The organism is Faunimonas pinastri (assembly GCF_900110915.1).
In the GTDB taxonomy this organism is placed as follows: Bacteria; Pseudomonadota; Alphaproteobacteria; order Rhizobiales; family Afifellaceae; genus Faunimonas; species Faunimonas pinastri.
Genome location: NZ_FOFG01000019.1, coordinates 20,762 through 47,325 on the forward strand (window position 1 = coordinate 20,762; position 26,564 = coordinate 47,325).

Annotated in this window: 29 protein-coding genes, 2 tRNA genes and 1 pseudogene; 21 read left to right on the forward strand and 11 right to left on the reverse strand. The window is 65.1% G+C overall.

Features of this window, described 5'->3' with window-relative positions; all coding sequences use genetic code 11:
• The first annotated feature begins 172 nt into the window (after positions 1-172).
• From lon to BMY25_RS18375, 3 genes are all read left to right on the forward strand, one after another.
• Positions 173-2,602: an endopeptidase La gene (lon, locus tag BMY25_RS18365; protein ID WP_092499378.1), complete on the forward strand. Its 2,430-nt coding sequence runs from the start codon at positions 173-175 to the stop codon at positions 2,600-2,602.
• 169 nt (positions 2,603-2,771) lie between these two features.
• Entirely contained in the window at positions 2,772-3,047 is a 276-nt protein-coding gene (locus tag BMY25_RS18370) for an HU family DNA-binding protein (RefSeq protein WP_092499430.1), read from the forward strand.
• Positions 3,048-3,174: 127 nt separating this feature from the next.
• Positions 3,175-3,250 (forward strand) — tRNA-Val (locus tag BMY25_RS18375).
• Between the two features lie 75 nt (positions 3,251-3,325).
• Here the strand turns inward: BMY25_RS18375 and BMY25_RS20560 are convergent.
• Entirely contained in the window at positions 3,326-3,499 is a 174-nt protein-coding gene (locus BMY25_RS20560) for a site-specific integrase (RefSeq protein ID WP_346432156.1), read from the reverse strand.
• Between the two features lie 414 nt (positions 3,500-3,913).
• Between BMY25_RS20560 and BMY25_RS20930 the strand changes: the two genes are divergently transcribed.
• The 4 genes from BMY25_RS20930 (at position 3,914) to BMY25_RS18385 (ending at position 5,467) form a co-directional block, all read left to right on the forward strand.
• Entirely contained in the window at positions 3,914-4,060 is a 147-nt protein-coding gene (locus BMY25_RS20930) for a hypothetical protein (protein WP_177176932.1), read from the forward strand.
• 132 nt (positions 4,061-4,192) lie between these two features.
• Positions 4,193-4,483, forward strand: coding sequence for a hypothetical protein (locus BMY25_RS20565; RefSeq protein ID WP_143062042.1), 291 nt, complete (start codon positions 4,193-4,195; stop codon positions 4,481-4,483).
• A gap of 107 nt (positions 4,484-4,590) precedes the next feature.
• Entirely contained in the window at positions 4,591-4,833 is a 243-nt protein-coding gene (locus tag BMY25_RS18380) for a hypothetical protein (RefSeq protein WP_092499380.1), read from the forward strand.
• Positions 4,834-5,059: 226 nt separating this feature from the next.
• Positions 5,060-5,467: a hypothetical protein gene (locus BMY25_RS18385; RefSeq protein ID WP_238858419.1), complete on the forward strand. Its 408-nt coding sequence runs from the start codon at positions 5,060-5,062 to the stop codon at positions 5,465-5,467.
• A gap of 658 nt (positions 5,468-6,125) precedes the next feature.
• Here the strand turns inward: BMY25_RS18385 and BMY25_RS18390 are convergent.
• Positions 6,126-7,064: an ROK family protein gene (locus BMY25_RS18390; RefSeq protein WP_092499382.1), complete on the reverse strand. Its 939-nt coding sequence runs from the start codon at positions 7,062-7,064 to the stop codon at positions 6,126-6,128.
• Between the two features lie 103 nt (positions 7,065-7,167).
• Between BMY25_RS18390 and fghA the strand changes: the two genes are divergently transcribed.
• Complete coding sequence (gene fghA, locus BMY25_RS18395; RefSeq protein ID WP_092499385.1) at positions 7,168-8,010, forward strand: S-formylglutathione hydrolase; 843 nt, start codon at positions 7,168-7,170, stop codon at positions 8,008-8,010.
• 6 nt (positions 8,011-8,016) lie between these two features.
• On the opposite strand, the gene BMY25_RS18400 is transcribed toward fghA, so the two are convergent.
• From BMY25_RS18400 to BMY25_RS18420, 5 genes are read right to left on the reverse strand one after another with little or no spacing between them, the layout of a single operon-like run.
• Positions 8,017-8,934 carry a carbohydrate kinase family protein gene (locus BMY25_RS18400; RefSeq protein ID WP_092499387.1) on the reverse strand — a complete coding sequence of 306 codons (918 nt, stop codon included), beginning with the start codon at positions 8,932-8,934 and terminating at the stop codon, positions 8,017-8,019.
• The gene (locus tag BMY25_RS18405; RefSeq protein ID WP_092499389.1) at positions 8,931-9,947 is read right to left on the reverse strand and encodes an SIS domain-containing protein; all 1,017 of its coding nucleotides are present in this window, start codon (positions 9,945-9,947) and stop codon (positions 8,931-8,933) included. The genes BMY25_RS18400 and BMY25_RS18405 overlap by 4 nt, the downstream gene beginning before the upstream one ends.
• Positions 9,948-9,950: 3 nt before the next feature.
• The gene (locus tag BMY25_RS18410) at positions 9,951-10,811 is read right to left on the reverse strand and encodes a carbohydrate ABC transporter permease (protein ID WP_092499391.1); all 861 of its coding nucleotides are present in this window, start codon (positions 10,809-10,811) and stop codon (positions 9,951-9,953) included.
• Entirely contained in the window at positions 10,808-11,710 is a 903-nt protein-coding gene (locus BMY25_RS18415; RefSeq protein ID WP_092499393.1) for a carbohydrate ABC transporter permease, read from the reverse strand. The genes BMY25_RS18410 and BMY25_RS18415 overlap by 4 nt, the downstream gene beginning before the upstream one ends.
• Before the next feature lie 17 nt (positions 11,711-11,727).
• Positions 11,728-12,975 carry an extracellular solute-binding protein gene (locus BMY25_RS18420; protein WP_092499395.1) on the reverse strand — a complete coding sequence of 416 codons (1,248 nt, stop codon included), beginning with the start codon at positions 12,973-12,975 and terminating at the stop codon, positions 11,728-11,730.
• 116 nt (positions 12,976-13,091) lie between these two features.
• On the opposite strand from BMY25_RS18420, the gene BMY25_RS18425 reads away from it, so the two are divergent.
• Complete coding sequence (locus BMY25_RS18425) at positions 13,092-14,300, forward strand: ROK family transcriptional regulator (RefSeq protein ID WP_092499396.1); 1,209 nt, start codon at positions 13,092-13,094, stop codon at positions 14,298-14,300.
• A gap of 9 nt (positions 14,301-14,309) precedes the next feature.
• Here BMY25_RS18425 and trhO read toward each other — a convergent pair whose 3' ends face one another.
• On the reverse strand, positions 14,310-15,065 hold the full coding sequence (trhO, locus tag BMY25_RS18430; protein WP_092499398.1) for an oxygen-dependent tRNA uridine(34) hydroxylase TrhO: 756 nt from the start codon (positions 15,063-15,065) through the stop codon (positions 14,310-14,312).
• Positions 15,066-15,107: 42 nt separating this feature from the next.
• Positions 15,108-15,869, reverse strand: a complete 762-nt coding sequence (locus BMY25_RS18435; protein WP_092499400.1) for a copper homeostasis protein CutC — start codon at positions 15,867-15,869, stop codon at positions 15,108-15,110.
• 171 nt (positions 15,870-16,040) lie between these two features.
• Between BMY25_RS18435 and exbB the strand changes: the two genes are divergently transcribed.
• From exbB to BMY25_RS18465, 6 genes are all read left to right on the forward strand, one after another.
• On the forward strand, positions 16,041-17,057 hold the full coding sequence (exbB, locus tag BMY25_RS18440) for a tonB-system energizer ExbB (protein ID WP_092499402.1): 1,017 nt from the start codon (positions 16,041-16,043) through the stop codon (positions 17,055-17,057).
• A 3-nt stretch (positions 17,058-17,060) separates the two neighbouring features.
• Positions 17,061-17,531: a TonB system transport protein ExbD gene (exbD, locus tag BMY25_RS18445; RefSeq protein ID WP_092499404.1), complete on the forward strand. Its 471-nt coding sequence runs from the start codon at positions 17,061-17,063 to the stop codon at positions 17,529-17,531.
• 216 nt (positions 17,532-17,747) lie between these two features.
• Entirely contained in the window at positions 17,748-18,854 is a 1,107-nt protein-coding gene (locus BMY25_RS18450; protein WP_092499406.1) for a methionine ABC transporter ATP-binding protein, read from the forward strand.
• Complete coding sequence (locus BMY25_RS18455; RefSeq protein ID WP_092499408.1) at positions 18,844-19,509, forward strand: methionine ABC transporter permease; 666 nt, start codon at positions 18,844-18,846, stop codon at positions 19,507-19,509. The genes BMY25_RS18450 and BMY25_RS18455 overlap by 11 nt, the downstream gene beginning before the upstream one ends.
• Positions 19,510-19,546: 37 nt before the next feature.
• Positions 19,547-20,323: a MetQ/NlpA family ABC transporter substrate-binding protein gene (locus BMY25_RS18460; protein ID WP_092499434.1), complete on the forward strand. Its 777-nt coding sequence runs from the start codon at positions 19,547-19,549 to the stop codon at positions 20,321-20,323.
• Between the two features lie 216 nt (positions 20,324-20,539).
• Positions 20,540-20,938: a DoxX family protein gene (locus tag BMY25_RS18465; RefSeq protein WP_092499410.1), complete on the forward strand. Its 399-nt coding sequence runs from the start codon at positions 20,540-20,542 to the stop codon at positions 20,936-20,938.
• A gap of 191 nt (positions 20,939-21,129) precedes the next feature.
• On the opposite strand, the gene BMY25_RS18470 is transcribed toward BMY25_RS18465, so the two are convergent.
• Together BMY25_RS18470 and BMY25_RS18475 are read right to left on the reverse strand one after the other, a co-directional pair.
• A tRNA-Glu gene (locus BMY25_RS18470) sits at positions 21,130-21,201 on the reverse strand.
• A gap of 240 nt (positions 21,202-21,441) precedes the next feature.
• A complete protein-coding gene (locus tag BMY25_RS18475) occupies positions 21,442-21,882 on the reverse strand; it encodes a VOC family protein (protein ID WP_092499412.1) in 441 nt (146 codons plus the stop codon).
• A gap of 78 nt (positions 21,883-21,960) precedes the next feature.
• On the opposite strand from BMY25_RS18475, the gene BMY25_RS18480 reads away from it, so the two are divergent.
• The 6 genes and pseudogenes from BMY25_RS18480 to BMY25_RS21250 all read left to right on the forward strand — a co-directional run.
• Positions 21,961-22,680, forward strand: a complete 720-nt coding sequence (locus tag BMY25_RS18480; RefSeq protein WP_092499414.1) for an SIR2 family NAD-dependent protein deacylase — start codon at positions 21,961-21,963, stop codon at positions 22,678-22,680.
• Positions 22,681-22,828: 148 nt separating this feature from the next.
• Positions 22,829-23,407, forward strand: a complete 579-nt coding sequence (locus BMY25_RS18485; RefSeq protein ID WP_092499416.1) for a cold-shock protein — start codon at positions 22,829-22,831, stop codon at positions 23,405-23,407.
• 10 nt (positions 23,408-23,417) lie between these two features.
• Positions 23,418-23,882 carry a DUF192 domain-containing protein gene (locus tag BMY25_RS18490; RefSeq protein WP_092499418.1) on the forward strand — a complete coding sequence of 155 codons (465 nt, stop codon included), beginning with the start codon at positions 23,418-23,420 and terminating at the stop codon, positions 23,880-23,882.
• A gap of 255 nt (positions 23,883-24,137) precedes the next feature.
• Positions 24,138-25,793 carry a sensor domain-containing protein gene (locus BMY25_RS18495; RefSeq protein ID WP_143062043.1) on the forward strand — a complete coding sequence of 552 codons (1,656 nt, stop codon included), beginning with the start codon at positions 24,138-24,140 and terminating at the stop codon, positions 25,791-25,793.
• Positions 25,790-26,233 carry a BLUF domain-containing protein gene (locus BMY25_RS18500; protein WP_092499422.1) on the forward strand — a complete coding sequence of 148 codons (444 nt, stop codon included), beginning with the start codon at positions 25,790-25,792 and terminating at the stop codon, positions 26,231-26,233. The genes BMY25_RS18495 and BMY25_RS18500 overlap by 4 nt, the downstream gene beginning before the upstream one ends.
• A 113-nt stretch (positions 26,234-26,346) precedes the next feature.
• Positions 26,347-26,564 (forward strand): annotated as a pseudogene (locus BMY25_RS21250) (hypothetical protein); the annotation flags it as partial.

Sequence of the window (26,564 nt, forward strand, 5' to 3'; positions counted from 1 at the left end):
TTGAAGTTGGTCCGCGGCGTTTCCACTTAAGTGTCAACGCAGTGGCTTGCGTTACGACCGGGTCCCAGAGCCTGTTTTCCCTCTCTGGAAAGGCGCTTCGGCAGCAAGCCTCCCCGAATCTCAGTCCGCTCCGTGCTCCTCCGCCTGGGAGCGGATTTATCAAGGAAAACCCATGACCGACACTCCGCGTCCTATCGGTGTCAGCTCAGGCGAGAACGTCTATCCCGTTCTGCCGCTCCGCGACATCGTCGTTTTCCCCCACATGATCGTTCCGCTTTTCGTGGGCCGCGAGAAGTCCATCAGCGCGCTTGAGGAAGTCATGCGCGCCGACAAGCAGATCCTGCTGGCGACCCAGAAGGATGCCGGCGAGGACGATCCGACGCCCGAGAGCATCTACGAGATCGGCACGCTCGCGACCGTGCTGCAACTCCTCAAGCTGCCGGACGGCACCGTCAAGGTGCTGGTCGAGGGCCGTGATCGCGCCAGCGTGCTCCGCTATACCGATCGCAAGGAATATTTCGAGGCCGAAGGCCGTGTGCTGCCCGAAGTGCCGGGCGAGGACGTCGAGGTCGAGGCGCTCGGGCGCTCCGTGGTTTCGGAGTTCGAGAACTACGTCAAGCTCAACAAGAAGGTGAGCCCGGAGGTTCTCTCCGCCGTCACCAATATCGACGACCATTCCAAGCTGGCCGACACGATCGCCTCGCATCTGGCGGTCCGTATCCCCGACAAGCAGGAAATCCTCGGCCTGACCTCGGTCGTCGAGCGCCTGGAAAAGGTTCTCGGCATGATGGAGAGCGAGATCTCCGTCCTGCAGGTGGAAAAGCGCATCCGCTCGCGCGTCAAGCGCCAGATGGAGAAGACCCAGCGCGAGTACTACCTCAACGAACAGATGAAGGCGATCCAGAAGGAGCTCGGCGACGGCGAGGATGGCCGCGACGAACTCAAGGAACTGGAAGAGCGCATCGCCAAGACCAAGCTCTCCAAGGAGGCCCGTGAAAAGGCCGACGCGGAGATGAAGAAGCTGCGCCAGATGAGCCCGATGTCGGCGGAAGCCACCGTCGTGCGCAACTATCTCGACTGGATGCTCAGCATTCCGTGGAAGGCGCGCAGCAAGGTCAAGACGGATCTCAACTTTGCCCAGTCCGTGCTCGACACCGATCATTACGGTCTCGACAAGGTCAAGGAGCGCATCGTCGAGTATCTCGCCGTGCAAAGCCGCGCCAACAAGCTGAAGGGGCCGATCATCTGCCTCGTCGGTCCTCCCGGCGTCGGCAAGACCTCGCTCGGCAAGTCCATCGCCAAGGCGACCGGCCGCGAGTTCGTCCGCATGTCGCTCGGCGGCGTTCGCGATGAGGCCGAGATCCGTGGTCACCGGCGCACCTATATCGGCTCCATGCCGGGCAAGGTGATCCAGTCGATGCGGAAGGCCAAGAAGTCCAACCCGCTCTTCCTGCTCGACGAGATCGACAAGATGGGCATGGACTTCCGTGGTGATCCTTCGTCGGCGCTGCTGGAAGTGCTGGATCCCGAGCAGAACAAGGCGTTCATGGACCACTACCTGGAGGTCGAATACGACCTTTCGGACGTGATGTTCGTGACCACCTCGAACACGCTCAACATCCCGGCGCCGCTGATGGACCGTATGGAGATCATCCGGATCGCGGGCTACACCGAGGACGAGAAGGTCGAGATCGCGCGTCGGCACCTGCTGCCCAAGGCGGAGCGGGACCACGGCGTCCGCAAGGGCGAGTTCGCTCTGGACGACGATGCGCTGAAGACGGTGATCCGCCGGTACACTCGGGAAGCGGGCGTCCGTAACCTCGAGCGCGAGCTGGCGACGCTTGCCCGCAAGGCGGTGAAGGAGATTCTGACCTCCGAGGCCACCTCCGTCCATGTGACGGCGGAGAACCTCGAGACCTATCTGGGCGTCCCGCGCTATCGCTACGGCGAGGCGGAACTTGAGGATCAGGTGGGCGTGGTCACTGGTCTTGCCTGGACGGAGGTCGGCGGCGAACTGCTGACGATCGAAGGCGTCATGATGCCCGGCAAGGGAAAGATGACGGTGACGGGCAACCTGAAGGACGTGATGAAGGAGTCGATCTCCGCCGCGGCATCCTATGTCCGCTCGCGGGCCGTCGACTTCGGGATCGAGCCGCCGCTCTTCGACCGGCGCGATATCCACGTCCATGTGCCGGAAGGGGCGACCCCGAAAGATGGTCCGTCCGCCGGCGTCGCCATGGCGACCGCCATCGTGTCGGTGATGACCGGCATTCCCGTCCGCAAGGACGTGGCGATGACGGGCGAGATCACGCTGCGTGGCCGCGTGCTGCCGATCGGTGGTCTCAAGGAGAAGCTGCTTGCCGCCCATCGCGGCGGGATCAAGCTCGTTCTGATCCCGGAGGACAACGCCAAGGACCTGGCGGACATCCCGGACAACGTGAAGAACGGCCTGGAGATCATCCCGGTTTCCCGTGTCGGCGAGGCGCTCCGCCACGCTCTGGTGCGGATGCCGGAGCGGATCGAATGGACCGAGCCGACCGTCGACGCCAAGGCCAAGATCGCGTCCGACGAAGAGGCTGGCGCGGGAATCGTGGCTCACTGAGCTGCCTTTCATGGTGAAAAGCACAGCCGCCCGGACCTCCGGGCGGCTTTTTTTGTTGCAAGTCCCGCGTTTCCGGGCTTTTCAACGGGTGGAGGCCGAAGTTCCGTATCAGACGGGCCCCGGTTGCCTGCGCCAGCAGGTCTTGAGCGAAGCAGATGGAGAACTCAAAATGAACAAGGGCGAGCTTGCTGCCGCTGTCGCGGAGAAGACGGGACTGGGTAAGTCGGACGCTTCGCAGGCGGTCGACGCAGTGTTCGACGTGATCTCCGAGGGCCTGAAGAAGGGCGACGAGATCCGTATCCTCGGTTTCGGCAACTTTGCCATTTCCGAGCGCGCAGCGACCACCGGCCGTAACCCGCAGACGGGCGAGCCGATGGAAATCAAGGCCTCCAAGCAGGCCAAGTTCAAGCCCGGCAAGGGCCTGAAGGACGCGATCAACGGCTGAGCCGCCGCGACCGAGAAGATCGAGCCCCGCCATCGTGCGGGGCTTTTTCATGGCGCGCACAAGACCTCGGGACGGGGAGCGGCAAGCCCCTTGCCATCCCGCCCGATGCCGCTTAAACGAGCCGCAGGGGCGGTTAGCTCAGTTGGTAGAGCATCTCGTTTACACCGAGAGGGTCGGCGGTTCGAGCCCGTCACCGCCCACCATATTTCCCGAACGATTTCAGCAGCTTAGGTTTTCGGGGCGGTTCGCGAGCGCCCGGAAACATTCTGTTTTCGGCCTCAGTAGGCCGTCGCGGACTGTTTCTGTAAGTCGACGTGATGGTGGCCGTAGGTAGCTTCGAGCTGGGCCACGGTCATGCCCAGGGAGCCGGCAGCGTCCCAGAGATCGACACCGGCCTGCATCAACCATGTCGCACGCGCCTTTTTCGCCGGATCGGGTTTCCGCGCTTCCATGCGCCTCAATCGCGCATTGAACCTCACCTGTCCTATAATCGTCATCCAGTCCGCCGCCTCTATGTTCCCTTGTATCTTTTTGGAGGCCGTCTTCGACCGACGAGTGCCAGTAAAAAGCGCCGAGAATATCGATTGCTCGGATGGCTCACCCGCCCCGGGCTTTGTCGTTTCTGGGGGGGCAGCATCCCGGTTCGCCCTCCGAGCAGCCGTCCTGGCAGCCAGCAACCGTACGTGAGCGGAAGCGGGAAGCGGCCGTGCGGCGGACCGAGCGGCATGAATGGCGTGCCTGATACAAGACAGTGGGCTGGCAGCAGCTACGCAAACAGCGGTTTGCATCGGAACCGCTTTGCCGCATGTGCGCGGTCGAGGGCAGGACGACGCGCGCGACCACGCCGAGCCGCATCGCGTGACGAGGTGAAGTTCTGGGGCGGACCGTTCCAGTCCCTCTGCGCCTCGCGCAGCCACCGCCAGAGGCAGAGGGTCTCCGCCAAGGTGGTGATCGAGGGCAACGACAGCGTGCAGAACACCATCGCCATGATCCTGCTGGAGGGAAAGTGTTGAGCGAGACAGCCGACGAACCCGACCCAAGGGAACCGGTGGCCTTCACCATCTACGCACTGCCGACCCGCATCATCCGATCCACGGGCCGGACGCAGCGTATGCACCGGCCTGAGCCGCCGGAGGGCTTCGGCATTGCCGACGTGCTGGTCGAGCCCTTCGACGCCAGCATTATCCACGTGGCGACCGGGCAGCCCGCCGCAGCCGGTTCTTTCGAGGACGGAGATCGCCGCCGACGGGCAGGACACCGCGATCCTCTCCGGCGTGCTGGCCGGCGCCACGGTGACGGTGAACGGTGAGGACCACGCGGCGGACGAGGGCGACATCGAACTCGTGACCGACGCGCCCTGCACCTCTGCGATCACGGTCAGCTATCCGGATCTGCGCAAGGACTTCGCCCTGGAGGTGACGGCGGCAAGAGGCTGACGCTCCCCTTCGATCTCGCAGGCTACAAGACCGGGCAGGTGGAGGCCGGGAACGCCCGCATCGGCGCGATCCGGTCGCAGTTCCTGACCGTCATTCCCGGCCAGTAGATGACCTATATCCAGAAGCTGGAGGAGGCGACGGCGACGCTCGCCGACGCAGCCGCCTTCGATTATCCCGACGACTATCCCCTGCTGGCGGCCGAGGCCGATGCCAAGGGCCAGACGGTGCTGGAGATCGCCCAGCTGGCGGAGGACACCACCGCCACCTGGCGCAAGGTCAACGCCGTGCTGGAGAAGGTCCGCTACTCCGCGAAGCTGGTCAGCGCGGCGTGGAGGCAATTGGCCGGGTGAGTGCATAAAAGCGGGAGCCAGTAACAACGCTGGAGACATGGCCGGCTCCACAAGGTGGGACGGGCCAACTTCCGTGGGGCAGCGGCTGGGAGCAGGTGACGGTTATCGCGGCGGAGGGCGACTGGCAGGCTCTAAGAAAGCATGATCGTCAAAAAATTCGAACGCAATTGCTTGTTCTATTGGACTCGCTTTCCCTCCTGTGCAACTTACACGTGCTGCAGTTATCATGATGATAAATGCAGTATTTATTAAAGATGTCTTGGTGCTGCTTGCGCAACCAGGGCGATACTTTTCTCAGGGGTGGGCGATGAAAACTAAAGTGTTGAGCGGTGTTGCGAGCCTGATGCTGTTGTTTGGACTTGCAGCGTGCCAGACAGCTCAGGAATCGTCGACAAATGCACAGATGACATGTAGTGCACAGGGGTTGAAGGCTGGCACGTCACGCTACCAGAAGTGCGTCGCGGCGACCTATCAGAGCAATCGCCAGCAGGCCCAGCAGGCCCAGAATAATGTTGCCGCCGGAGCGGCAGTCGGGGTGCTCGGTGGCGTTGTGCTCGGAACAGCTCTGGACAATCACGATCATTACCATCACCGCCGCTACTATCGCGGTTGTGGGTACTACGGCTGCTACTGATAGCAACAGACGGCGAATGCCGATGCACCTGATGACAATTGGTGCTTATCAGCCAGCGGCAGCTGACTCGGCCTAAGCTATAGGCTGAGCGGCCTTGCTCAGGGGCGCATGAATCGTGTCGCACCCGAAGCAAGGCTTACCGTAAAACTTGAAGGCCGCTCTCTGAGCGGCCTTTTTGATTTCACCCACATCACAGGATCTGCTCAGGCTTCCATCTCGCGGCGACGAGCTCGGTCGCCTCCGGTCCCGCCGATGTGACCGGCTGCGGCACCCTCTTCGGCGAACGCCAAGGCTGGCGACATGCTCTTGCCGCCGGGAACGCCGGCATCGTTGGGGCGGTCGTCTCCGGCAACGCGTTGACGCTGGCGCAGCCCTGGTCCGGGCCGGCGCTGGCGGACGCGGCCTATGTGATCAACCGCACCGAGAGGGGCGGCGGTTCGAGCCCGTCACCGCCCGCGAGATTTCCCCGGATGGTTTCAGCATCCAGATTCTGCCCTTCGTGAGCGCTCGGAAACGTTCTGCGTTCGACCTCGGCAGGCCTTGTGGCCGCATCGGGAAGTCGTCGTGACGAGGTCCGTAGGGTCGCCTTCGGCTCAGCTGAAATCCGTGACTGGGCTGATGAAGGGCGGCAGTGCGTCGTTGTCGTGCCGCGTTCCGGTCAAAGCGTCTGGCGGGCGAGGACGGCCGCGCCGATGAGAGCGGCCTGGTCGGGGTGGCGGGCTTGCACCAGGAGAGGCTCGGAGGATGGGCGCATGATGCGCCTGCGCACCTCCGTGTCGAGCACGGCAACAAGTTCCGCATCCGAGGCGAGGCCGCCGCCCGCAGGCAGGGACGACGCGCCGGTGACGTTGACCACCAGCGCGAGCGGATCGGCCACGAGCGACAGCCAGAGCTCCAGCGTGCGCGCGGCCTGTCGGTCGCCGTGATGCCAGCGCGTCAGGATCGTCCGGCTGTCGATCGTCTCGGCATGCAGATGCCGGTGCAGGCGCTCCAGTCCTCGCGCGCCGCCGACCGTATCGACGCAGCCGCTTTGGCCGCAGCCGCAGGCGAAACGCGGGACGGGCGGAAAGCTTTCCGGCACGCCGCCGCCGGTGATCGGCCCATGTCCCCATTCGCCCGACACGCCACCCGCGCCCGGCACGAGCCTGCCGTCCACGATCAGCCCGCCGCCGACGCCGGTGCCAAGGATGACCCCGAAAACGACGCGGTGGCCCATGCCCGCCCCGGCATTTGCTTCGGCCAGGGCGAAGCAGTCGGCGTCATTGGCGACGGCGACCGGACGGCCAAGGGCGGCCGAGAGATCCGGGCCGAGGGAACGACCGTTGGCGCAGGGGATGTTGGCGCTGATCAGCACGCCGGTATCGGGATCGACCGGGCCGGCGACCGAGAGGGCGATCGGCGCGCCGTCGTCGATACCGCTGCCCTCGATCTGCAGGGCGAGGGCGGCGACGAAATCCGGCCACGAGGCGATCGGCGTCGGTACCTTGCCTGTGCGCCGGACAGCGTTGGCGGCGTCGACCAACCCGAAATCCATGAAGGAGCCACCGATGTCGACGCACAGGAGCGGTGCATGGGAGGCGCGGCTTTCGACTGGCATCAAGATGGGGCTCCGGGCTCCTGATTCGAGCTTTGCAGTGTCGCTGGCTGGAACCGGCCCGTGAAGCCCGGTACATAACGGTAACACGGTGATCGAGGCTGGAATGACACTGGAACTGATCTCGCAGGCCCGCATCTTCGACGGTTGGCAGCGCACCTACAGCCACCAGTCGGCGGCGACGGGAACGACGATGCGCTTTGCCGCCTACCTGCCGCCGCAGGCGGAAGCTGGCCCGGTGCCCGTCCTCTGGTTTCTCTCCGGGCTTACCTGCACCGAGGACAACTTCACGCAAAAGGCGGGCGCGCAGCGCGTTGCGGCCGAACTCGGCCTCATGCTGATCGCGCCGGATACCAGCCCGCGCGGCCCGGGCGTGCCGGACGATGCGGAGAACGCCTACGATTTCGGCCTCGGCGCCGGCTTCTATGTGGATGCCACGACCACGCCGTGGTCGGCGCATTATCGGATGCGGAGCTACATCGAGGATGAGTTGCCGGAACTGGTCGGGGCGTCACTTCCGGCCGACATGACGCGGCAGGCGATCTCCGGTCACTCCATGGGCGGCCATGGCGCCCTGACCATCGCGCTTCGCAATCCCGGCCGCTTCCGCTCCGTTTCAGCCCTCGCACCGATCGGCTCGCCCATGAACTGCCCGTGGGGCGAGAAGGCGCTGACGGGCTATCTCGGTCCCGATCGCGCGTTCTGGCGCGAATACGATGCCTGCGCGCTGATCGCCGATGGCGCCCGCGTGCCGGAACTTTTAGTGGACCAGGGCGCGGCCGACAACTTCCTGACGAGCCAGCTGAAGCCGGAGCTGCTTGAGAAGGCCTGTGCCGATGCCGCCATCCCGCTGACCCTCAGACGGCAGGAGGGCTACGACCATTCCTATTTCTTCATCGCCTCCTTCATCGAAGACCACCTCCGCTATCATGCGGAGGCGCTTCGTTAAGGCGCGTCAGCTGTAGCGGCGGGGCTCGGTGGAAACGGCGAGGCTCGCCGCCTCCACCCCCCGGCGGATGCAGGCGGCGATGTCCTGTCCCTCGATCCGCGCGGCGAGATAGCCGGCATTGAAAGTATCGCCCGCCCCAATCGTGTCGATCACGGTGACCGGCGGCGCGGGAACGTCGATCCGTTCGCCGGAGCGGAAGCCGGAGGCACCGCTGCCGCCGCGCTTCACGATCAAGCAGGCTCCGGGCGGAAGCATCCCCGCCACCGACGCGCAGGCGACGTCGAAATCGTCGGTCGCCGCGAGGCCCGCGACCTCCGCCTCGTTGAAGAGGGCGTGATCGCAACGCGCCAGCCAATCGCGCGTGAGCGTCCGCATCGCCTCGGTCCAGCCTTCGTCCGGCCAGCCCGTATCGATGGCGACCGCATAGCCGAGCGCCTTCAAGGCACCGATGAACCCGGCATAGGCAGGGAAGATCGCCGGGCTCAGGAAGACACCGGAGAGCAGGGCCACGCTGCCCTTTGCCGGCGATGTCGGGATCAACGGCCGGATCTCGTCGAGGTTGAAGTCGAGGAGATGGCCCGGCGTGGTGAAGAACGTCCGCTCGCCGCTGGCATGGACGATGCCGACGGAGACCGTCGTGGCGCGTGGGCTCACCGCCCAGCGCGACGTCGCCGCGTAGAACTCGCCGGCAAGCCAGCCGCCCAGCGCATCGTCGCCGCGACTGGAAACCAGCAGATGCGGAGCCCCGAAAGCCTGCAGCGCAAGCGCGCTGTTGCCCGCCGAGCCGCCGGCCCGGAGTTCGCTCCGTTCCGTGGTGATCTCCGTGCCGATCTGCGGCCACGCGCCGATCGGCCCCATCACGAGATCGACATTGCAGTTGCCGATCACCAGAACGTTGGGGGCGGCTCGATCCGCTTCGCTCATTCGCCGTTCGTCACCTTGGTGGAACGGACGGGGCTGCCGATATCCGGCACCATCACCGCGGCCGCGAAGACGATCGCCTTCTGCATGGCGACGAGACCGGCCGCCAGGGCGGCGAGCCCATCCAGGCGGGGCAGGGTGACGTTGAGGCAATCGGGCAGAGGTGCCTCGCCCGATATGTCGAACACCACGGGGCGGATGCCGGCGGCAACGCAGATCGCGGCGACGTCGGCGACCGCCCTGGCGTCGCTTGCCGGGCGAAGCAGGACCACGCCGGTGTCCTTGTTCAGCACTTCCAGCGGCCCATGGCGGAACTGGCCGCCTTCGAGCGCCAGAACCGGGATGCGCGCCAGTTCCATGAAGGTGAGGCTTGCCGCTTCCACCACGCCCTGCGCCGCGCCGCGGCTGGAGAAGATCGCGAAGGTGAGGCGGGAAAGTGCGTCGGTCGCGGCCTGCGTCTCCGGCTCGACCGGGTTGCGGAAGAACTCGATCAGGCCGGACACATCGGCGCCGAGGGCGTTCAGGATCGCGGCGTGGAGCGCGAGCGAGATCGTCAGGCTGCGGGTCGCCGCGAAGGCTTTCTCGCTGCCGCCGTTGCCGATGAGGCTGCGGACACGGCGGGCGAGGCCGGATTCGGCACCCAGCGTCAGGCCGAAGACTTCATCGAGTTCGGCCTGCTTCTGGTCGAGATAAAGCAGGATCTCGCCGGACCCGCCGGATTGTGAGGTGAGGAGTACGGTCGCCTTGCCCGGCACCGGCGAGCGCAGGATCTCCGATGCGACATAGCACGTCGCGTCGATGCCGGCCTGCCGGTAGAACGGCTCGACGATGCGGTTCACCCAGTGGGACGCCCCCATGCCGACAAGATGCAGGCGGCGCGTGCGGCGGAGGCTTTCTGCAATGGCGCGTGCGGTCTCGTGAGCCGCGTCATAGGAGGCGAGGGCGTCGGAAAATTGCAACGCCATTTCGGAGCGCAGGGCGGTGAGGCCCTGCGGTTCGGTCGTCGTATGGGTCATGCTTCAGCCTTTGACGCTGCCGGAGGAAAGCCCGGCGATGAGGGATTTCTGGAAGAAGATCGCGAGGATCACGGGCGGGATGGCGGCCAGCACGCCGATGGCGGAAACCATGCCGTAATCGGTGACGCGGCCGGCCGCAAAATCGGCGATCGCGACGGGCAGGGTCTTGGCGCGGAGATCGCTGGTGAAGAGCAGCGCGTAGAAGAACTCGTCCCAGGCGGTGAGGAACGAGAGCATTGCGGCGGCCACGAGAGCCGGCCGGGCGATCGGCAGGAGCACGCTCCACATGATGCGCAGGGTGCCCGCTCCGTCGAGCATCGCGGCTTCCTCCAGCGACACCGGCAGGATGTCGATGTTGGTCTTGGTGAGCCACACGGCGAAGGGCAGCAGCAGGGCGCTGTAGATGATGATCAGGCCGGCGCTCGTGTTCAGCAGTCCGATCTTGCCGAGCCCGGTATAGAGCGGCAGGGCATAGGTGATCGGCGGCACCATGAAGGTCGCCAGCATGACGAAGAGCATGGCTCGCGGCGCGTTGCGGCGGGACATGGCGTAGGCTGCCGGTATGGCGGCGGCCATGGCGACGAGCGTCGCGCCTCCAGCCGTGATCACGCTGTTGCGGAGCGCCGGCAGGAAGATGTTTTCGCTGCCGTCGGAAGTCAGGCCCAGCAAGCGGGCATAACGCGAGAAGTCGGGCGACTTCGGGATCCAGTGCAGCGGCACGGCGGTTAGTTCCTGCGCGGAGCTGATGCTCATGATCACCAGCCAGAGAATGGGCACGCAGGTGAAAAGGACGAGAACGGCTACGGCCGCATAGATCAGCACGTAGCGGACGAGTTCGCCGCGCGAGAGGGACGGATTGCTCATTTCGCCTCCTGCCGGCGGATGACCAGGATATAGCCACTGATCATCACCGCGCTCAGAAGGGCGACGATGACGGCGTAGGCCGCGCCGGTGCCGGCATCGAGATAGGAGAAGTAGGTCTGGTAGACGTAGAAGCTGACCGTCTTGGTGGAATCGATCGGACCGCCACGGGTCATGACATAGATGATGTCGAAGACGCGGAAGGCCTCGATGCTGCGCAGCACGATCGCCACCAGCAGCGGCGCGACGATGCCGGGCAGGGTGACGAAGCGGAAGCGGCTCCAGGGGCCGGCGCCGTCGATCCGCGCGGCCTCGTAGAGCTCCGACGGCACGGTCTGCAGCGCGGCAAGCGCCACGAAGGCGACCAGCGGGAAGTTCTTCCAGACGTCGGCGAAGATCACCATCGCCAGAGCGGTCGAGGGATCGCCCAGCCATGAGCGATAAGCGCCAAGGATGCCCGTCTGGGTCAGCGCCGCGTTCAGCGCGCCGTATTCAGGGTTCATGATCAGCCGCCACATCATCGCGTTGACGATGTTGGGCACGGCCCAGGGCAGGATGATCGCGGTGCGGGCGATGGCGCGACCCTTGAACTCCTGATTCAGGAGCAATGCCACGGCCACGCCCATCACCGTCTCGAGTGCGACCGAGCTGACGGTGAAGACGATCGTGCGGATCAGCGCGGCGTGAAATCCGGCGTCGCTGGCGGCGTAGGCATAGTTGTCGAAGCCGACGAAATTGCCCGATGTGCCCGCCGCGCTGATCTGGGCGTCGGTGAAACTGAAATATAACGTGCGGAGAAGGGGATAGAAGGTAATCACCGCCAGGATGGCGAGTGCCGGGGCCATCAGGACCCAGGCCTCAAGCGGCGTCTTGCGCTCGTCTCTTGTCATGCTCAAAGCCATTCGATCCCCTTCCAGACTTAGCGGAGGCGCGAGGCCTGATGCGCCGCCTCGTCCATGGCCGCCTTGGGTTCGCTGGAACCGAAGAGGGCGCTCTGGATCTGCGTCTGCAGGACGCTCGACAGCCGCTGGTAGGAGGCGATCATCGGGCGGGGATACATCACGGCGATGGACTGCTTCGCCGCGGCGACAAGCTGCTCCTGGCCCTTGGCGACGGCCGGATCGTCATAGGACGACTTCCAGATCGGCAGGCTGAGCTTGGCGTACTTGTTCTGCACGTCCTGCGAGGTCAGGTACGAGATGAACGACCACGCTTCGTCCGGGTGCTTGGAGCCGGAGGTGACGCCCAGGCCCATGGAGCCGTTCATCGCCGAGACTTCGGACTTGCCCTCCACGCCGGGGGCGGGAGCGACGCCGACCTTGCCCGCGATCTTGCTCTGTGCCGGATCGTTGGCCTGGTTGTACATGTAGGTCCAGTTCAGCGCGAAGGCCGCGTCGCCATTGGAGAAGGTCTTGCGGACGTCCTCTTCCAGGTATTCGCGGGAGTTCGGGTTGGTGACCTTGTCGTCCAGCGAGGTCTTCATGAACTTGAGCGCATCCAGCGCGCCGTCCTCGTTGAAGGAGGGCTTTCCGTCCTTGAAGAAGGAGCCGCCATAGGCGGAGACGAGTGTGGTGTAATCGCAGATCAGCGCCTCGGCCTGCGACCAGCTCCAGACGATCGGGTATTCGACGATCTTCTGGTCCTTGATCACCTTGGCGTCGGCTTCCAGTTCCGCCCAGGTCTTCGGCGGATGGTCGATGCCAGCCTTCTGCAGCATCTCCGTGTTGTAGTAGAGGTACTTGGTGTCGAGGATCCACGGCATGCCGTAGCGCTTGCCGTCATAGGTGACGGTGCTCCAGGCGCCATCGAAGACCTTGGAGGAATCCGCCGCGGGGATCTTCGAGGTCACGTCCTTCAGGAAGTTGCCCTTGGCGAATTCCGCCGGCCAGATCACATCGAAGAGCACGACGTCGTAGCCCGAACCGCTGGCCTGCGCCGTGACGATCTTGTCGTGCAGCGACTCGTAGGGCACGAACTCCAGGTTCACCTTGACGTCGGGATGAGCCTTCTCGAAGTCGGCCGTCATCGCCTTGACGTCGTCCTCGCTATAGGCCGCCTGTTTCATGAACAGGGCGTTCAGCGTCGTTTCCGCCAGCGCCGGAGAAAGGCTGGCCACTCCGGCCAGGAGCGTAACGGCTCCGGCCACTGCAAACTTGAACTCCTTCATCGGAGCCTCCCATGCTCGCCGCCTGCGACCCTCTCCGCCGGCGTGACGGTGAATAGAAAATCGACGTGCTTGTTTTGTCAAATTGATTTAATAATCCGGCTGGGGAGAAATGACGCATGAGCGATTTTTCAGCACCGATCGGTTCGCTCGGGACCAACCTGACGCATGCGCGATCCCATAATTATCGTGTCGTGCTGAACGTCATCCGGAACTCCGGGCCGATCTCGCGCGCCGCCATCGCTGAGCGGACTTCTCTCACCCGCCAGACCGTCCACAACATCGTCGCGGATATGCAGCGAGCCGGGCTCGTCACCCTTGGCGATCCCCTGGCGGGCAGCCGTGGCGCCCCCAGTTCGGCCGTGGCGCTGCGGCCTGAAGGAGCTTACTCGCTGGGGCTTCTGCTCGATCAGTTCGGCCTGATCGGCGTGGTGACCGATCTAGCCGGCCAGATTGTCGCGCGCGAGGATCTGGCGTTGCCCGACCAGAGCGTCGCGACGGTTCTGGCCGCCATGGCCCGCCTCTCCGCGCGGCTGCGGCAGCGTTTGCCCGAGTACTGGCCGCTCTTCGTAGGGGCAGGGCTGGCGCTACCCGGTCCCTTCGATGTGCATGGGATGAGCGGTGTCGGCAGAACCGCGATCGGCGACTGGTCCTCGCCGGAAATGGTGCGCGCATTGTCGGATCGGCTCGGCCTTCCCGTGCTGGTGGAGAACGACGCTTCGGCGGCGGCGGTGGCGGAGCATCTGCATGGGGCGGCGCGCGGCTTCGGCAGCTTCGCCTACGTTTATTTCGGCGTCGGACTGGGCGCAGGCATCTTCACCGAGGGACACCTCTATCGCGGGCGAGGCGGCAATGCCGGCGAGATCGGCCACATGGTGGTGGAGATCGACGGGTTGCCATGCCCCTGCGGCAAATGCGGTTGCCTGGAGCGTTACGTATCCATCGACGCCGCGGTCGAAGCCCTGCGGCTGGACGGCGACAGCGGAGAGGTGCTGCGGCAGATCGACGAGCGGCTGGCGGGGAATGACCCGGAGCTGATGGGCTGGATGGACGGCGCGTCGGTACGGCTGAGGCAGGGCATCAACGTGCTGGAAGCGGTGCTTGACGCCGACGCGATCATCCTCGGCGGGCGACCATCGCGCGCCTTCTTCGAAGCACTGGTCGAACGCACCTTGCCGTTGATGCCCTCGGTGGCGGTGCGGGGAGGCGAGCCGCGCCCACGCCTGCTGATCGGCTCGGCGGATATCGATACGCCTGCGCACGGCGCGGCGGCGTTGCCGATCTTCGCGGAGTTCAATCCGCAACTCGACGCGCTTCTGAAGATGTAGGGCGGACGCTCAGTCCTCTTCCTCGGCGGCCTCGCGGGCACGCTCGCTGAGGCCATGCCCGAGCGCGACGCGATCGTCGAACACGAAGCACTCGCCCTTCCAGCGGCTTTCCGTCTGCGGCACGTTCTCAAGATATTTCAGGATGCCGCCCTTGAGGTGGAAGACCTCCCCGAAACCCTGCGTCAGCATGAAGGAGCTCGCCTTCTCGCAGCGTATGCCGCCCGTGCAGAACATGGCGACGCGCTTGTGCCGCCCCGGATCGAGTTCCGTGCGAACGAAGTCCCGGAAGTCGCTGAAATGCTTCAGCTTCGGATCAATCGCGCCTTCGAAGGTTCCCATCTTCACCTCGAAGGCGTTGCGGGTGTCGATGACCACGACATCGGGCGCTTCGATGAGCGCGTTCCAGTCGGCGGGATCGACGTAGGTGCCGACCGTCCTCGTCGGATCGGTGCCCGGGTCCTTGAGGGTGACGATCTCCTTTTTCAGCCGCACCTTCATGCGGGCGAAGGGCATCTCGGCCGCGCTGGAGAACTTCAGTTCGAGATTGCCGAGCCGCCCGCCGAAGAGCGGGCCCTGGCAAAGCTCCTCCACCAGCGTGTCGATCGCCGCCGGCTCGCCCGCGACCGTGCCGTTGATGCCTTCCTGCGCCAGGAGCAGCGTGCCGCGAATGCCGAGTTCGCGGCAGCGCGAAAGCAGCGGCTCCCGGATCTCGCGGAAGTCGGGCAGGGCGACGAACTGGTAGAGGGCGGCGACGCGATAGCACATGGCGCTGCTCTAGCAGGTGAACGGAGCCGGGAAAACCGGCCTTCAGCCTCGCCCGTCGCCGGCCTGCCAGCGATCCAGCTCGCGGCGGAGCGCCGCCACCGCTGCCGCATCCGTTTCGCGTCGGGAGCCGTTCTGGAAGCCGAAAGCGGCCGCACGGGGATCGGCCTTCGCCCGCACCATGCGGCAGGAGGCGTGCACCTCGCGGACTGCCGTCCGGTCGAGCAGTTCCGCGACGTTGCCGGCCGAAATACCGCTCCCCGCCAGGACGGCGATTCGGCCGCCTGCCGCCTCCACCAGTTCTGCCAGCACGGCACCGCCTTCCTGAGCGGTCAGGGCGCCGCCGGAGGTGAGAATGCGGTCGAAGCCGAGATCGATCGCGGTCCGCAAGGCGGCGAGCGGATCGGGCACGAGATCGAAGGCCCGGTGCAGCGTTACGGAAAGTCCCTCCGCATGCGCCACCAGCCGGGCCAGCATCTCCGCGTCGAGTGAGGCATCGGAGCGACTGGCGCCCAGCACCACGCCGGCAAGTCCCGCCGCGCGCGCCGCGTCCACATCGCGGAGCATCGTGGCGAGGTCGCCCTCATCGAAGACGAAGCCGCCGGAACGCGGGCGGATCATCGCATGGACGGAGCAGGGCAACGCCCCTGCGATGGCCATCAGCCCGGCGGACGGGGTCAATCCGCCGATCTCCAGCGCGGAGCAGAGCTCGATCCTGTCAGCTCCTCCTTCGACCGCTGCATCGAGGCCGGTGGCGGTGTCGACGCAGATCTCCAGAACAACCCGCCCGCGCGAAGAAGCGTTCATCGTCACCGTTCCCGGTCCTTAGTCGTACCCGGCTGTTAGCACGCCGGGATCCTGCCGGCATCAAGGGATGGAATGCCGTGAAAGGTGATTGCATGTTAAATTGACTTCTTGTGTCAACTTATGTAGCGCAGCCCGTGTTTTCCCGGTCGGAAAACTGGCAGGAGTTTCGACATGCAAGCGGTTCAGAGCGGTTCAGGACGGAAGGCGCGCGCCCGGTGGCGGTCCAGCCTCCTCGCGGCTGCCCTGATGGTTGGCCCGGCAATGGCGCTGGCGCAGGAGGCGGCGCCTGCACCGGCACAGGCCGCGCCTGCCGCGACGTCCGCTGCTCCGGCACCCTCCGCACCGGCTCCTTCCTCTGCGGCACCCTCCATTCCGGCTCCCTCGGTTCCGGCCTTATCTGTTCCGGCTGACAGCACGGCGGCCACACTCGCTCCGGACACGGCAGTCGCTCCCGAGGCACCCGCGCCGTCCACCACCGTGGCCGAAGCGGACCTGCCGCATGACCTTTCGCCCTGGGGCATGTTCATGGCCGCAGACTGGATCGTGAAGTCGGTGATGACGCTGCTCATCCTCGCCTCCGTCGTGACATGGACGGTCTGGCTGGCGAAGACGCTGGAGATGATCGCCGCCCGCGCCCGTGCCCGCAGTGGTCTGGCCAAGATCTCCGATGCCCGCCGTCTGGTGGACCTCGCCCCCTCGGTTGCACAGGGCAGCAGCCCGGTGTCGCGCCTCGCAGAAGCGGCGCTACGCGAGATCGACCGCTCGGCGGAAGCGGGCGCCGATCTTTCCGACGGCGTCAAGGAACGCGTGCAGCTTCGCCTGCAGCGGATCGAGGCGCAGGCCGCCCGCCGCGCGGGTCGTGGCACGGGCATCCTGGCCACCATCGGTTCGGTCGCGCCCTTCGTCGGCCTGTTCGGCACGGTCTGGGGCATCATGAACAGCTTCGTCGGCATCTCGCAGGCGCATACGACCAACCTCGCGGTCGTCGCGCCCGGCATCGCCGAGGCGCTGCTCGCCACCGCCTGCGGCCTAGTCGCGGCGATTCCGGCCGTCGTGATTTACAACATCTTCGCCCGCTCGGTGACGGGATACCGCGCCATCCTGACGGACGCCTCCGCCGAGATCCTCCGTCTTGTCAGCCGCGATCTCGACAGCACGGCGCGCCCGCTGCGCTACGCCGCGGAGTAGGCGATGGCGATCCAGCTCAACGAAGGCGGCGGGGACGATCTCGCCGAGGCACATGACATCAACGTCACGCCGTTCATCGACGTGATCCTGGTGCTGCTCATCATCTTCATGGTGGCGGCGCCGCTGGCGACCGTCGACGTTCCGGTGGAATTGCCGGCTTCCAACGCCGCCCCGCAGGCCAAGCCCGACCAGCCGGTGTTCCTGACGCTGAAGAACGACCTCACGCTGTCGCTCGGCAACGATCCGGTCGCCCGCACGGTGCTGCAGCGGTCGCTGGACCAGGCGACCGGCGGGGACCGGCAGAAACGCATCTTCATGCGAGCCGACAAGGGCGTCGCCTATGGCGATCTGATGTCGCTGATGAACGACCTGCGCGCCGCTGGCTATCTCAAGATCGCGCTGGTGGGGCTGGATGATGCGTCCGCGCCCGAGGCCGCACCGCCCGCCGCTTCGGCTGCGCCTGCAACGCCCTGAGTGCTCCCAGGCGGCCGCACGCAACGGAAGTGCGGCTAGGGCCCGTCGAACGAAACGCCTTTCCTCAACGGCGCGCCGGAATTGCATTAGAAAGAAACGCGTCAGCCTTGATGTCGCCATCGTTTGGCAGGCTTGCGCGCCGAACGGTTCTCGGCGGCGGAGGTCCGTGCTAGGCCGGCGCCAACATGCGGGATCGTCCCGCCGTCGGATCTTGTCATGAACGCACCTGCCGGGCAGCGGCTCGAAGGACCGGGACTTGCGGCGCACATCGCCCAGGAACCGGCCATTGCCTTCCGCAACGTCTCGAAATCCTTCGCGGACGCGGGCGGCGCGGCGAAGGTGACGGCGCTCGACGCTCTCGATTTCGCCGTTCCCCGCAGCAGCATCACCTGCATCATCGGGCGCTCCGGCGCCGGCAAGTCGACGCTGATCCGCCTCGTCAACGGGCTGGAAAAGCCGACTTCCGGCAGTGTGATCGTGGACGGCACCGACGTGAGCGCGCTGTCGGAAAGCGCGCTGCGCCCGGTTCGCCGCTCCATCGGCATGATCTTCCAGCACTTCAACCTGCTGACCTCGCGCACCGTCTACGACAATGTCGCGCTGCCGCTGGAAATCGCCGGCGTCAATCGGCGGGCGATCGAGGCCAAGGTGATGCCGCTGCTGGACCTGGTGGGCCTCGCCGACAAGAGCCGGCGCTATCCGTCCGAGCTCTCAGGCGGGCAGAAGCAGCGCGTCGGCATCGCCCGGGCGCTCGCCACCGATCCCAAGGTACTGCTCTCCGACGAGGCGACCTCGGCGCTCGACCCGGAAACCACGCGGTCGATCCTGGGGCTCCTGAAGCGCATCAATGCGGAACTCGGGCTGACCGTGCTGCTCATCACCCACGAGATGCAGGTGGTGAAGCAGGTCGCCGACCGCGTTGCCGTCATCGACGGCGGTCGCATCGTGGAGGAGGGCGACACCTATTCCGTTTTCACCCGTCCGCAGCATCCGACGACGCGCACGCTGCTCGCCGATGTGGTTGGCGTGCATCTTCCGGCCTTCGTCACGAGTCGGTTGAGCCCCGAGCCGAAGCCGGGAGCCGACGCGGTGGTCAAGGTCATCTTCACCGGCCCAAACGCGACGGAGCCGGTGCTGGCGAAGCTGGGCGAGACGATGGGCCTCCACCTCAACATTCTCGCCGGCGCGGTGGACGAGATTTCCGGCCGGCCCTACGGCACGCTGGTCGTCTCGATGGATGCCGGTCCCGAGACGCTTGCCCGCGCGCGGGGCTTTATCCACGATCTCGGGCTGGAGACGGAGGTGCTGGGTTATGTGGTTTGAGATCCTCCGGCTGATCGTCAACGCGACCGGCGAGACGCTCTACATGGTCGCCGTCTCCGCCCTGATCGGCTCGCTGATCGGCGGCCCGCTCGGCATCTTCCTGGCAACGAGCCGACGTGGCGAGCTCTTCGCCGCCCCAGCGGTGAACGGCATCCTCGGCATCGTCGTGAACGCCACGCGCTCCACGCCCTTCATCATCCTCGTCGTCGCGATCATCCCCTTCACCCGACTGGTCGCCGGCACGTCGATCGGTACCAGCGCCGCCATCGTGCCGCTGACCATCGCGACCATTCCCTTCGTTGCTCGGCTAATCGAAACGGCGATCCGCGACGTCGATCCAGGGCTGGTGGAAGCCGCCCGCGCCATGGGCGCCACACGCCTGCAGATCGTCAGCAAGGTGCTGATCGCGGAAGCGCGCCCCGGCATCACCCTCGGCATCACGCTGACGGTCGTCAGCCTCATCGGGTATTCCGCCATGGTCGGCGCCGTCGGCGGCGGCGGGCTCGGCGATCTCGGCATCCGCTACGGCTACCAGCGCTTCATGCCCTCGGTGATGCTGGCCGTCGTCGTCGTGCTGATCGTGCTCGTGCAGATCGTGCAGACTGTCGGCGATCTCCTGGCCCGCCATTTCGACAAGCGCGCCCGGCGCACCTGATGCTTCTCCAGAACCTTCCGGAAAGATCCCGATGTCATTGAAATCACTCGTTCTTGCCGCCGCGCTTTCCGTGTCGATTAGCGGCGCCGCCCTGGCGGAAACCATCAAGGTCGGCGTCACGCCGGGTCCGCACGCGCAGATCATGGAGAAGGTGAAGGAAGTCGCGGCCAAGAAGGGCCTCGACATCACCATCGTCGAATTCTCCGACTATGTCGTGCCGAACCAGGCGCTGGCGGACGGAGAACTCGACGCGAACTCCTTCCAGCACAAGCCCTATCTCGATGCGCAGGTGGCCGATCGCGGCTTCGATCTCGTCTCGGTCGCGACCACGGTCAATTACCCGATGGGCGTCTATTCCCGGAAGCTGAAGAGCCTCTCCGAGATGCCCGATGGTGGCTCCTTCGGCATTCCGAACGACCCGACGAATGGCGGCCGCGGGCTGCTGCTGGGCGCCGACGCCGGGCTCTTCAAGCTGTCGCCGGAGGCCGGGCTGAAGGCGACGCAGCTCGACATCGTGGAAAACCCGAAGCACATCAAGATCAAGGAACTGGACGCGGCGCAGCTGCCCCGCGCGCTCGACGACCTGTCGGCCGCGGCGATCAACACCAACTACGCCACGCAGGGCGGCCTCGATCCGAACAAGGACCCGCTCTTCAAGGAAAGCGCCAAGTCGCCATACGTGAACATCATCGTGGTGCGCACGAAGGACAAGGACAAGCCCTGGGTGAAGACGCTGGTGGATTCGTACCGCAGCGATGAAGTGAAGGCTTTCATCAAGGATCAGTTCAAGGGCTCGGTCCTGACGAGCTGGTAAGGCTCTCTTCCCTTTGCTTCGGACGGTGACGCAGCCGTCCGAAGCGGGGAGGCGAATGGAATATCGTCAGCCGGGATAGGTCGCGGGAAGGGAGGCGCCAGGCGCCCCGTCGTCGCTCTGACGCCGGCGAACTGAACGCTGTGTTTCCCGCGGCGAACTGGCGCATGTTCTGGTGCCATGCCAAAGCTTTGCTTCTCTGGCATGGGAGATTCTCCAATGGAAGTACGCCTGAAAGCGCCCGATTACGCTTCGCCTGTTCTCAGCCTCCTGCGCATCGTGTCCGCCTTGTTGTTCATCGAACACGGCACGATGAAGCTCTTCGGCTTTCCCATGGGCGGCCATACCGTCGAGTTGATGTCGCTGGCGGGCCTTGCCGGCGTGCTGGAAACGGTTGGCGGGCTTCTGCTGCTGGTCGGCCTCTTCACGCGCGTGGTCGCCTTCATCCTCTCGGGTGAAATGGCCTTCGCCTATTTCATGGCCCACTTCCCCAAGAGCTTCTGGCCGGCGGTGAATGGCGGCGACGCCGCCATCCTTTTCTGTTTCATCTTCCTTTATTTCGCGGCTGCCGGTGGTGGCTCGTGGAGCATCGACCGGCTTATCCGCCGCCGTATCTGAAGACGATTCGGGAAGGCCACGGACGCGCAAGCTCCGTGGCCTTTTCACGTCCGGTGCGGCGGCGGAGAGATCGTTCTGCAGGAGGCATGGACAAGCGGAACGCCTGCGCGGAAGCGCTCAGGAATCGTCAGGGGCTTGTTCAGGGGGAGGCCGTCGCAAGGCGGCAAACGAGAGGGGGCAAGGAGTTGGTATACACCCTAGGGGAATCGAACCCCTCTCTCCACCGTGAAAGGGTGGCGTCCTAACCGATAGACGAAGGGTGCACAAACTCCAACTTGCCCCGCCGCATCCAAACGTCTCGAATCCCAACAAGGATTCAGATCCGTCTGAGTGCGCGAGATGGGAACTTTGGGAGTGGTCTCCGTCGGCCCGACATCTCTGCGGTGCCGGGCTTATATGCGGAGCTTTCGCCGGCTTCAAGAGGCGGGCGGCGCTTTCCCGGATGTTTCGTGTGGAAAAATCCGCACCGCCCGCTTCGGCGCCCGCTTTTTAGCGGAAGAGGCTCACCACTTGCCGGTGTTCTGCATGCTGTTCCACGGCTCCTGGGCCGGAAGGGCCGCACCCTTCTGGAGAATCTCGATCGAGACATTGTCGGGTGAGCGGACAAATGCCATGCGGCCGTCGCGGGGCGGCCGATTGATGGTCACGCCGGCCTTTTGCAGGCGCTCGCAGGTCGCGTAGATATCGTCCACCTCGTAGGCGAGGTGACCGAAATTGCGGCCTTCCCCATATTCCTCCGCGTCCCAGTTAAAAGTCAGCTCGACGAGCGGAGCGCGCTCTTCCTCGGCCCGGAATTCATCGTCGGGAGCCGCCAGGAAAATCAGGGTGTAGCGGCCGGCCTCGTTTTCGTTCCTGAACTTTTCGATCAATCCCAGCTTGTTGCAGTAGAAATCGAGCGAAGCCTCGATATCCGTGATGCGGACCATTGTGTGGAGATAACGCATGGGCAGGCTCCTTTGAGCGGGGACGGGCAGGGAACTGGCAAGGGCCGGCTCTCCGACGAGGGATCCCTTCTTAAATCTATGATCGATGCGGCGCAAAGCATCGTCGCCTTCACCGGGGCCGGGATCTCCACCGAATCGGGCATTCCCGATTTCCGGAGCCCCGGCGGCATGTGGTCGCGCCTCAAGCCCATTACCTACGGCGAATTCGTCGCATCCGAGGAAGCGCGCCTGGAAGACTGGCGGCGGCGCTTCGTGATGAACGAGGACTTCGCCCGCGCTCGCCCCAATGCCGGGCATCTGGCACTGGCGTCGCTGCTGGCTGCGGGCCGTGACATCCGGATCATCACGCAGAACATCGACGGCCTGCACACCCGCTCCGGCTTTCCCGCTGACCGGCTGATCGAACTGCACGGCAATTCCACCTACGGGCGCTGCCTGGACTGCGAAACGCGCATGGAGCTTGCCGCCGTTCGTGCAGCGATCGACGACACCGGCGCCTCGCCGCGTTGTCCTGTCTGCGGCGGGCTGGTGAAGGCCGCGGTGGTTTCCTTCGGCGAGGCCATGCCGCGCGAGGGGATGAACCGGGCCGTCGAGTGGTCCCGGCGCGCCGACCTCTTCATGGTGATCGGTTCGTCGCTGGTGGTGCAGCCGGCGGCGACCCTGCCGGTCATCGCCAGGCAAGGCGGAGCGGAACTCGCCATCGTCAATCGCGATCCCACGCCCCTCGACGGAGAGGCTGATCTTCTGCTGCGCGGGTCCATCGGCGCTATCTTCGAAAGAATAGGCGCGAGCGGCTGACCGCTTTGTTCATGTAAGGCTTATCCGTGGCAAAAGTGCTGCACCTCTTTGGCGGACACGATGCTATCGTGACTTCGAATCATGGTTGCTGCGGGTTCCGTGGCGGTCGTGGAGCGTCCTTGAAACAAGCTCGAACGGAGTCGAGCGTATGGGCCCGGAAGACACTGACAAGCGCGGGGAACTGGGGAGCTTCTCCCTGGAAGACGCGCCGGTTGGACTGGCGGAGATTTCGGGCCTTATCAAGTGGTTCGACGTCGCGAAAGGCTATGGCTTCATCGTCCCCGATGATGGCTCGCCGGATGTTCTGCTACACGTGACCTGCCTGCGCCGCGACGGCTTCCAGACCGCCTACGAGGGCGCTCGGATCGTCTGCGAGGTGACCGACAGCCCCAAGGGCCGTCAGGCGTTCCACATTCATTCGATCGTCGAGGGCGAGGCGCCGCATCCGTCGCAGCTGCCGGTGCGCGAGCGCGCGTCCGTGGTGCCGACCAGCCCGCTTATCCGCGTCATCGTGAAGTGGTTCAATCGCACCAAGGGATACGGCTTCGTCAGCGAGGGCGAGGGTGCGCCGGACATCTTCGTTCACATGGAAACGCTGCGCCGTTTCGGGTTGACCGAACTGCGGCCGGGCCAGGTCGTCCTGGTGCGCTACGGCGAGGGAACGAAGGGTTTCACGGCCGCCGAAATTCGGCCGGAATCTCCGGAGCAGATGCGCTCGTCCCACTGAGGTTTTCCCGATGGCGCTTGCCCGTACTGCCCTGGCCTTTCTTGCGCTGGCGCTCGCTTCCCCGCTCAGCCCGCTGCATGCCGAGACGGCCGCGAACCCCACGGCGCCGCTGACCTTCCACACCAAGGCCGGATCGCGCACCTTCACGGTGGAGCGCGCGCTGAACGAGCAGGCGCGAGAGCGCGGCCTCATGTTCCGGCGCGAGATGGCCGACGATCACGGCATGATCTTCGATTTCGAAGGCGAGAAGCCGGTCGATATGTGGATGCACAACACGTACATCCCGCTCGACATGGTGTTTATCGGGGCCGATCGCGCCGTAAAGCGCGTCGCCCGCAACACGACGCCGCTTTCCGACAAGATCATCAGTTCGGAAGGCCCGGCGCTCTATGTCGTCGAGTTGAACGGCGGCGAAGCGCATCGCGCGGGGATCGAACCCGGCGACAAGGTGTCTGGCCCGGCGCTGGAGAAATAAGGAGCGGCGAGGTTCGGCCCGACCGGAGCGTCACAGGACAGGCTGCAGTCATCGTAGTCTTTCGCCGTCGAATGGTTTCGTCGGGCAAGTTTTGGGGCCGTGCTCGGCTCCTCTGTTGAGGCGCCCATCGCGATCTCGCGTCTCTATAGCCAGAAAACTTGTAGAAATGCGTTTCGGCAATTCGGTATTTACAGGATGTTCGATATTCTGCCTTTATTCACTCACGAGGTTTGAGACTTTCGGGGCAGACTGACATTGCCGGAACGTAAGAAGGCAGGATCGATTCCGGCGGGACGAGCCGCCGATGTGCTGGACCGACTGCATGTCGGTCTGCTCATCGTAGATGGCGCCGGGCAAATCATTTCGGCCAATCCCGCCGCGGAATACCTCCTTTCGCCTGAGAAGCCGCGGGGCATGCTGCTCGGCAACCTGCTCTCCGCCTGTGCGCCTGTGGCGGCCGAGGAGATCCTTCGTGCGGTCGAAAACCGGAAGTCGATCGACTCCAGAATCATCGACGGGCCGGATGGCCGGGAGCTGGAATGCCGGTTCTCGCCGCTTTCGGACGGGACCGGGCTGGTTTCGCTCTCCGAAATTTCGGGCGAGGGTGGCAGAAGCGGCCGGGACCAGTTGACCGGGCTTTCCAATCGGGAGGGCTTGATGCGCCGTCTCGGTGACGCCGTCGCTCAAGGCTCCGACGAGACGAAGCCGGTCGCCGTGCTCTACCTGAACCTCGACCGATTTCACTCGGTCAACGAGACCCTTGGCAGGGGGATGGGCTTTGCCCTCCTGAACAAGGTCGCCGACCGCCTCCGCGCGGCGGTTAGCGAAGCCGACATGCTATCGCGTCTGGACGCGGACGAGTTCGCAATCGTGCAACTCGGCAGGGAACAGCCGGAAGCAGCGGACGCGCTGGCGCGCAGGCTGCTCGATCTCGTCAGCCGGACCTATGTGATCGGCGGCCATAGCGTGAATGTGAGCGTCAGCATCGGCGTCGCCCTGGCGGAGCCGGGTGAGGATGCCGAAAGGCTGCAGCGTCGCGCCGACCTCGCATTGCACCACGCCAAGCGGGAAGGCGGCGGCGTCCGTTCTTTCTTCGAGCCGGGCATGAACGCCGAGGTGGAGAAAAAGCGCGAGCTCGAGATAGACCTTCGCCGCGCCTTGCCGCTCAAGCAGTTCCATGTGGAGTACCAGCCGCAGGTTCGGCTTTCCTCCGGGCGGGTTGTCGGCTTCGAGGCGCTGCTGCGCTGGCGTCATCCGCTTCGCGGCCCTGTTTCGCCCTCGATCTTCATCCCTGTTGCCGAGCGGATCGGACTGATCGGCACGATCGGCGAGTGGGTGCTGCGCACGGCCTGCCAGTCTGCGGCCCCGTGGCCAGCCGATATCAATGTCGCGGTTAACGTATCGCCTCTGCAGTTTCGCAGCCTCGACCTGCCGGAAAAGGTTGTCGCGGCCCTCGCAGCCTCCGGGCTCCCGCCGTCGCGGCTGGAACTGGAGATCACGGAAGGGGCGCTGCTGGCGGATACGGCCGAGGTGTTGCAGCAGCTGCGGAGGATCAAGGCCGAGGGTGTCCGCATCGCGATGGACGATTTCGGCACCGGTTTCTCGTCGCTGAGCTACCTTCGGAAGTTCCCCTTCGACAAGATCAAGATCGACCAGTCCTTCGTCCGCAGTTCCAACCACGATCGGGAAGCGCAGGCCATCGTGCGCGCGATCACGGCGCTCGGAACGAGCCTCGGCATGACGACGATCGCGGAGGGCGTGGAGACACCGGAGCAGCTTGCCCGCATGCGGACCGTCGGATGCACGGACGTTCAGGGCTATCTGACGGGGCGACCGCTCTCGGAAGGGGAAGCGGCGGCGCTGGTGGCCCGAATCCTCCATGTTGCTGATCTGGCAGGAGAGGATGCATGACGGAAGCGATCCAGCGTTTGGTCTATTACAGCCGCAATCGCATGGGCGGCTCGCCGGAGGAAACCGTCGAGGCGATCCATGGAATTCTGGCGGCCAGCCGCCGCAACAACGCGCGAGCCGGGATCACCGGGGCGCTGATGTTTAATGCCGGCTGCTTCGGACAGGTGCTGGAGGGACCGGCCGACGCGGTCGAGGCGACTTTCGAACGGATTCAGCAGGATCCGCGCCATGACGAGGTGTCGCTGCTGGACCTATCGTTGCAGGCGGAGCGCTTCTTCGGCAACTGGTCCATGGCCTTCGTGGGAGGTTCGGAAGACGGCCGGGCGCGGTACGGCAGCCTTGCTGGCGATAGCGGGTTCGATCCCTCGCGCATGACCGGCGAAGCGCTCTTCGGCGCTCTCCGGCAGCTCATCCTGGAGGAGGAAACGGTGGACCGGTGACCCTTCGGGAGAAAGAAGGAGGAGGACCGGAACGGATCGTACATGCACAGGTTCATGCTCATCGAAAAAGGTGAGCGGGAACGGGCCCTGTCATGCGAGACACTCTGGATTCGGTGGCAGCGACGCGGCCTTCGGAGAAGCCGGAAGCCGCCTGCAGCGTGCCGACTGAGGCAGATGCGAAAAAGCCCCTTCTTGTGTGTCTTTCGCATTTGCGCTGGGATTTTGTGTATCAGCGGCCGCAGCATCTTCTGGTGCGGGCGGCGCGGGGCTTTTCCGTGGTTTTCATGGAGGAGCCGGTCTTCGCCGATGAGCCGGCGCCTCGGCTGGACGT

What these genes read in the sequence shown, in the direction of transcription:
- BMY25_RS20560 (WP_346432156.1), bottom strand. Translation starts at nt 3,499, where the DNA reads ATGGAAGCGCGGAAACCCGATCCGGCGAAAAAGGCGCGTGCGACATGG.
- BMY25_RS18485 (WP_092499416.1), top strand. Translation starts at nt 22,829, where the DNA reads ATGGGCCCGGAAGACACTGACAAGCGCGGGGAACTGGGGAGCTTCTCC.
- fghA (WP_092499385.1), top strand. Translation starts at nt 7,168, where the DNA reads ATGACACTGGAACTGATCTCGCAGGCCCGCATCTTCGACGGTTGGCAG.
- BMY25_RS18465 (WP_092499410.1), top strand. Translation starts at nt 20,540, where the DNA reads ATGGAAGTACGCCTGAAAGCGCCCGATTACGCTTCGCCTGTTCTCAGC.
- exbB (WP_092499402.1), top strand. Translation starts at nt 16,041, where the DNA reads ATGCAAGCGGTTCAGAGCGGTTCAGGACGGAAGGCGCGCGCCCGGTGG.
- BMY25_RS18415 (WP_092499393.1), bottom strand. Translation starts at nt 11,710, where the DNA reads ATGGCTTTGAGCATGACAAGAGACGAGCGCAAGACGCCGCTTGAGGCC.
- BMY25_RS18475 (WP_092499412.1), bottom strand. Translation starts at nt 21,882, where the DNA reads ATGCGTTATCTCCACACAATGGTCCGCATCACGGATATCGAGGCTTCG.
- BMY25_RS18425 (WP_092499396.1), top strand. Translation starts at nt 13,092, where the DNA reads ATGAGCGATTTTTCAGCACCGATCGGTTCGCTCGGGACCAACCTGACG.
- BMY25_RS18370 (WP_092499430.1), top strand. Translation starts at nt 2,772, where the DNA reads ATGAACAAGGGCGAGCTTGCTGCCGCTGTCGCGGAGAAGACGGGACTG.
- BMY25_RS18500 (WP_092499422.1), top strand. Translation starts at nt 25,790, where the DNA reads ATGACGGAAGCGATCCAGCGTTTGGTCTATTACAGCCGCAATCGCATG.
- BMY25_RS18450 (WP_092499406.1), top strand. Translation starts at nt 17,748, where the DNA reads ATGAACGCACCTGCCGGGCAGCGGCTCGAAGGACCGGGACTTGCGGCG.
- trhO (WP_092499398.1), bottom strand. Translation starts at nt 15,065, where the DNA reads ATGTGCTATCGCGTCGCCGCCCTCTACCAGTTCGTCGCCCTGCCCGAC.
- BMY25_RS18490 (WP_092499418.1), top strand. Translation starts at nt 23,418, where the DNA reads ATGGCGCTTGCCCGTACTGCCCTGGCCTTTCTTGCGCTGGCGCTCGCT.
- exbD (WP_092499404.1), top strand. Translation starts at nt 17,061, where the DNA reads ATGGCGATCCAGCTCAACGAAGGCGGCGGGGACGATCTCGCCGAGGCA.
- BMY25_RS18410 (WP_092499391.1), bottom strand. Translation starts at nt 10,811, where the DNA reads ATGAGCAATCCGTCCCTCTCGCGCGGCGAACTCGTCCGCTACGTGCTG.
- BMY25_RS18380 (WP_092499380.1), top strand. Translation starts at nt 4,591, where the DNA reads ATGACCTATATCCAGAAGCTGGAGGAGGCGACGGCGACGCTCGCCGAC.
- BMY25_RS18390 (WP_092499382.1), bottom strand. Translation starts at nt 7,064, where the DNA reads ATGCCAGTCGAAAGCCGCGCCTCCCATGCACCGCTCCTGTGCGTCGAC.
- BMY25_RS18405 (WP_092499389.1), bottom strand. Translation starts at nt 9,947, where the DNA reads ATGACCCATACGACGACCGAACCGCAGGGCCTCACCGCCCTGCGCTCC.
- BMY25_RS18455 (WP_092499408.1), top strand. Translation starts at nt 18,844, where the DNA reads ATGTGGTTTGAGATCCTCCGGCTGATCGTCAACGCGACCGGCGAGACG.
- lon (WP_092499378.1), top strand. Translation starts at nt 173, where the DNA reads ATGACCGACACTCCGCGTCCTATCGGTGTCAGCTCAGGCGAGAACGTC.
- BMY25_RS18420 (WP_092499395.1), bottom strand. Translation starts at nt 12,975, where the DNA reads ATGAAGGAGTTCAAGTTTGCAGTGGCCGGAGCCGTTACGCTCCTGGCC.
- BMY25_RS18385 (WP_238858419.1), top strand. Translation starts at nt 5,060, where the DNA reads ATGATGATAAATGCAGTATTTATTAAAGATGTCTTGGTGCTGCTTGCG.
- BMY25_RS18480 (WP_092499414.1), top strand. Translation starts at nt 21,961, where the DNA reads ATGATCGATGCGGCGCAAAGCATCGTCGCCTTCACCGGGGCCGGGATC.
- BMY25_RS18435 (WP_092499400.1), bottom strand. Translation starts at nt 15,869, where the DNA reads ATGAACGCTTCTTCGCGCGGGCGGGTTGTTCTGGAGATCTGCGTCGAC.
- BMY25_RS18400 (WP_092499387.1), bottom strand. Translation starts at nt 8,934, where the DNA reads ATGAGCGAAGCGGATCGAGCCGCCCCCAACGTTCTGGTGATCGGCAAC.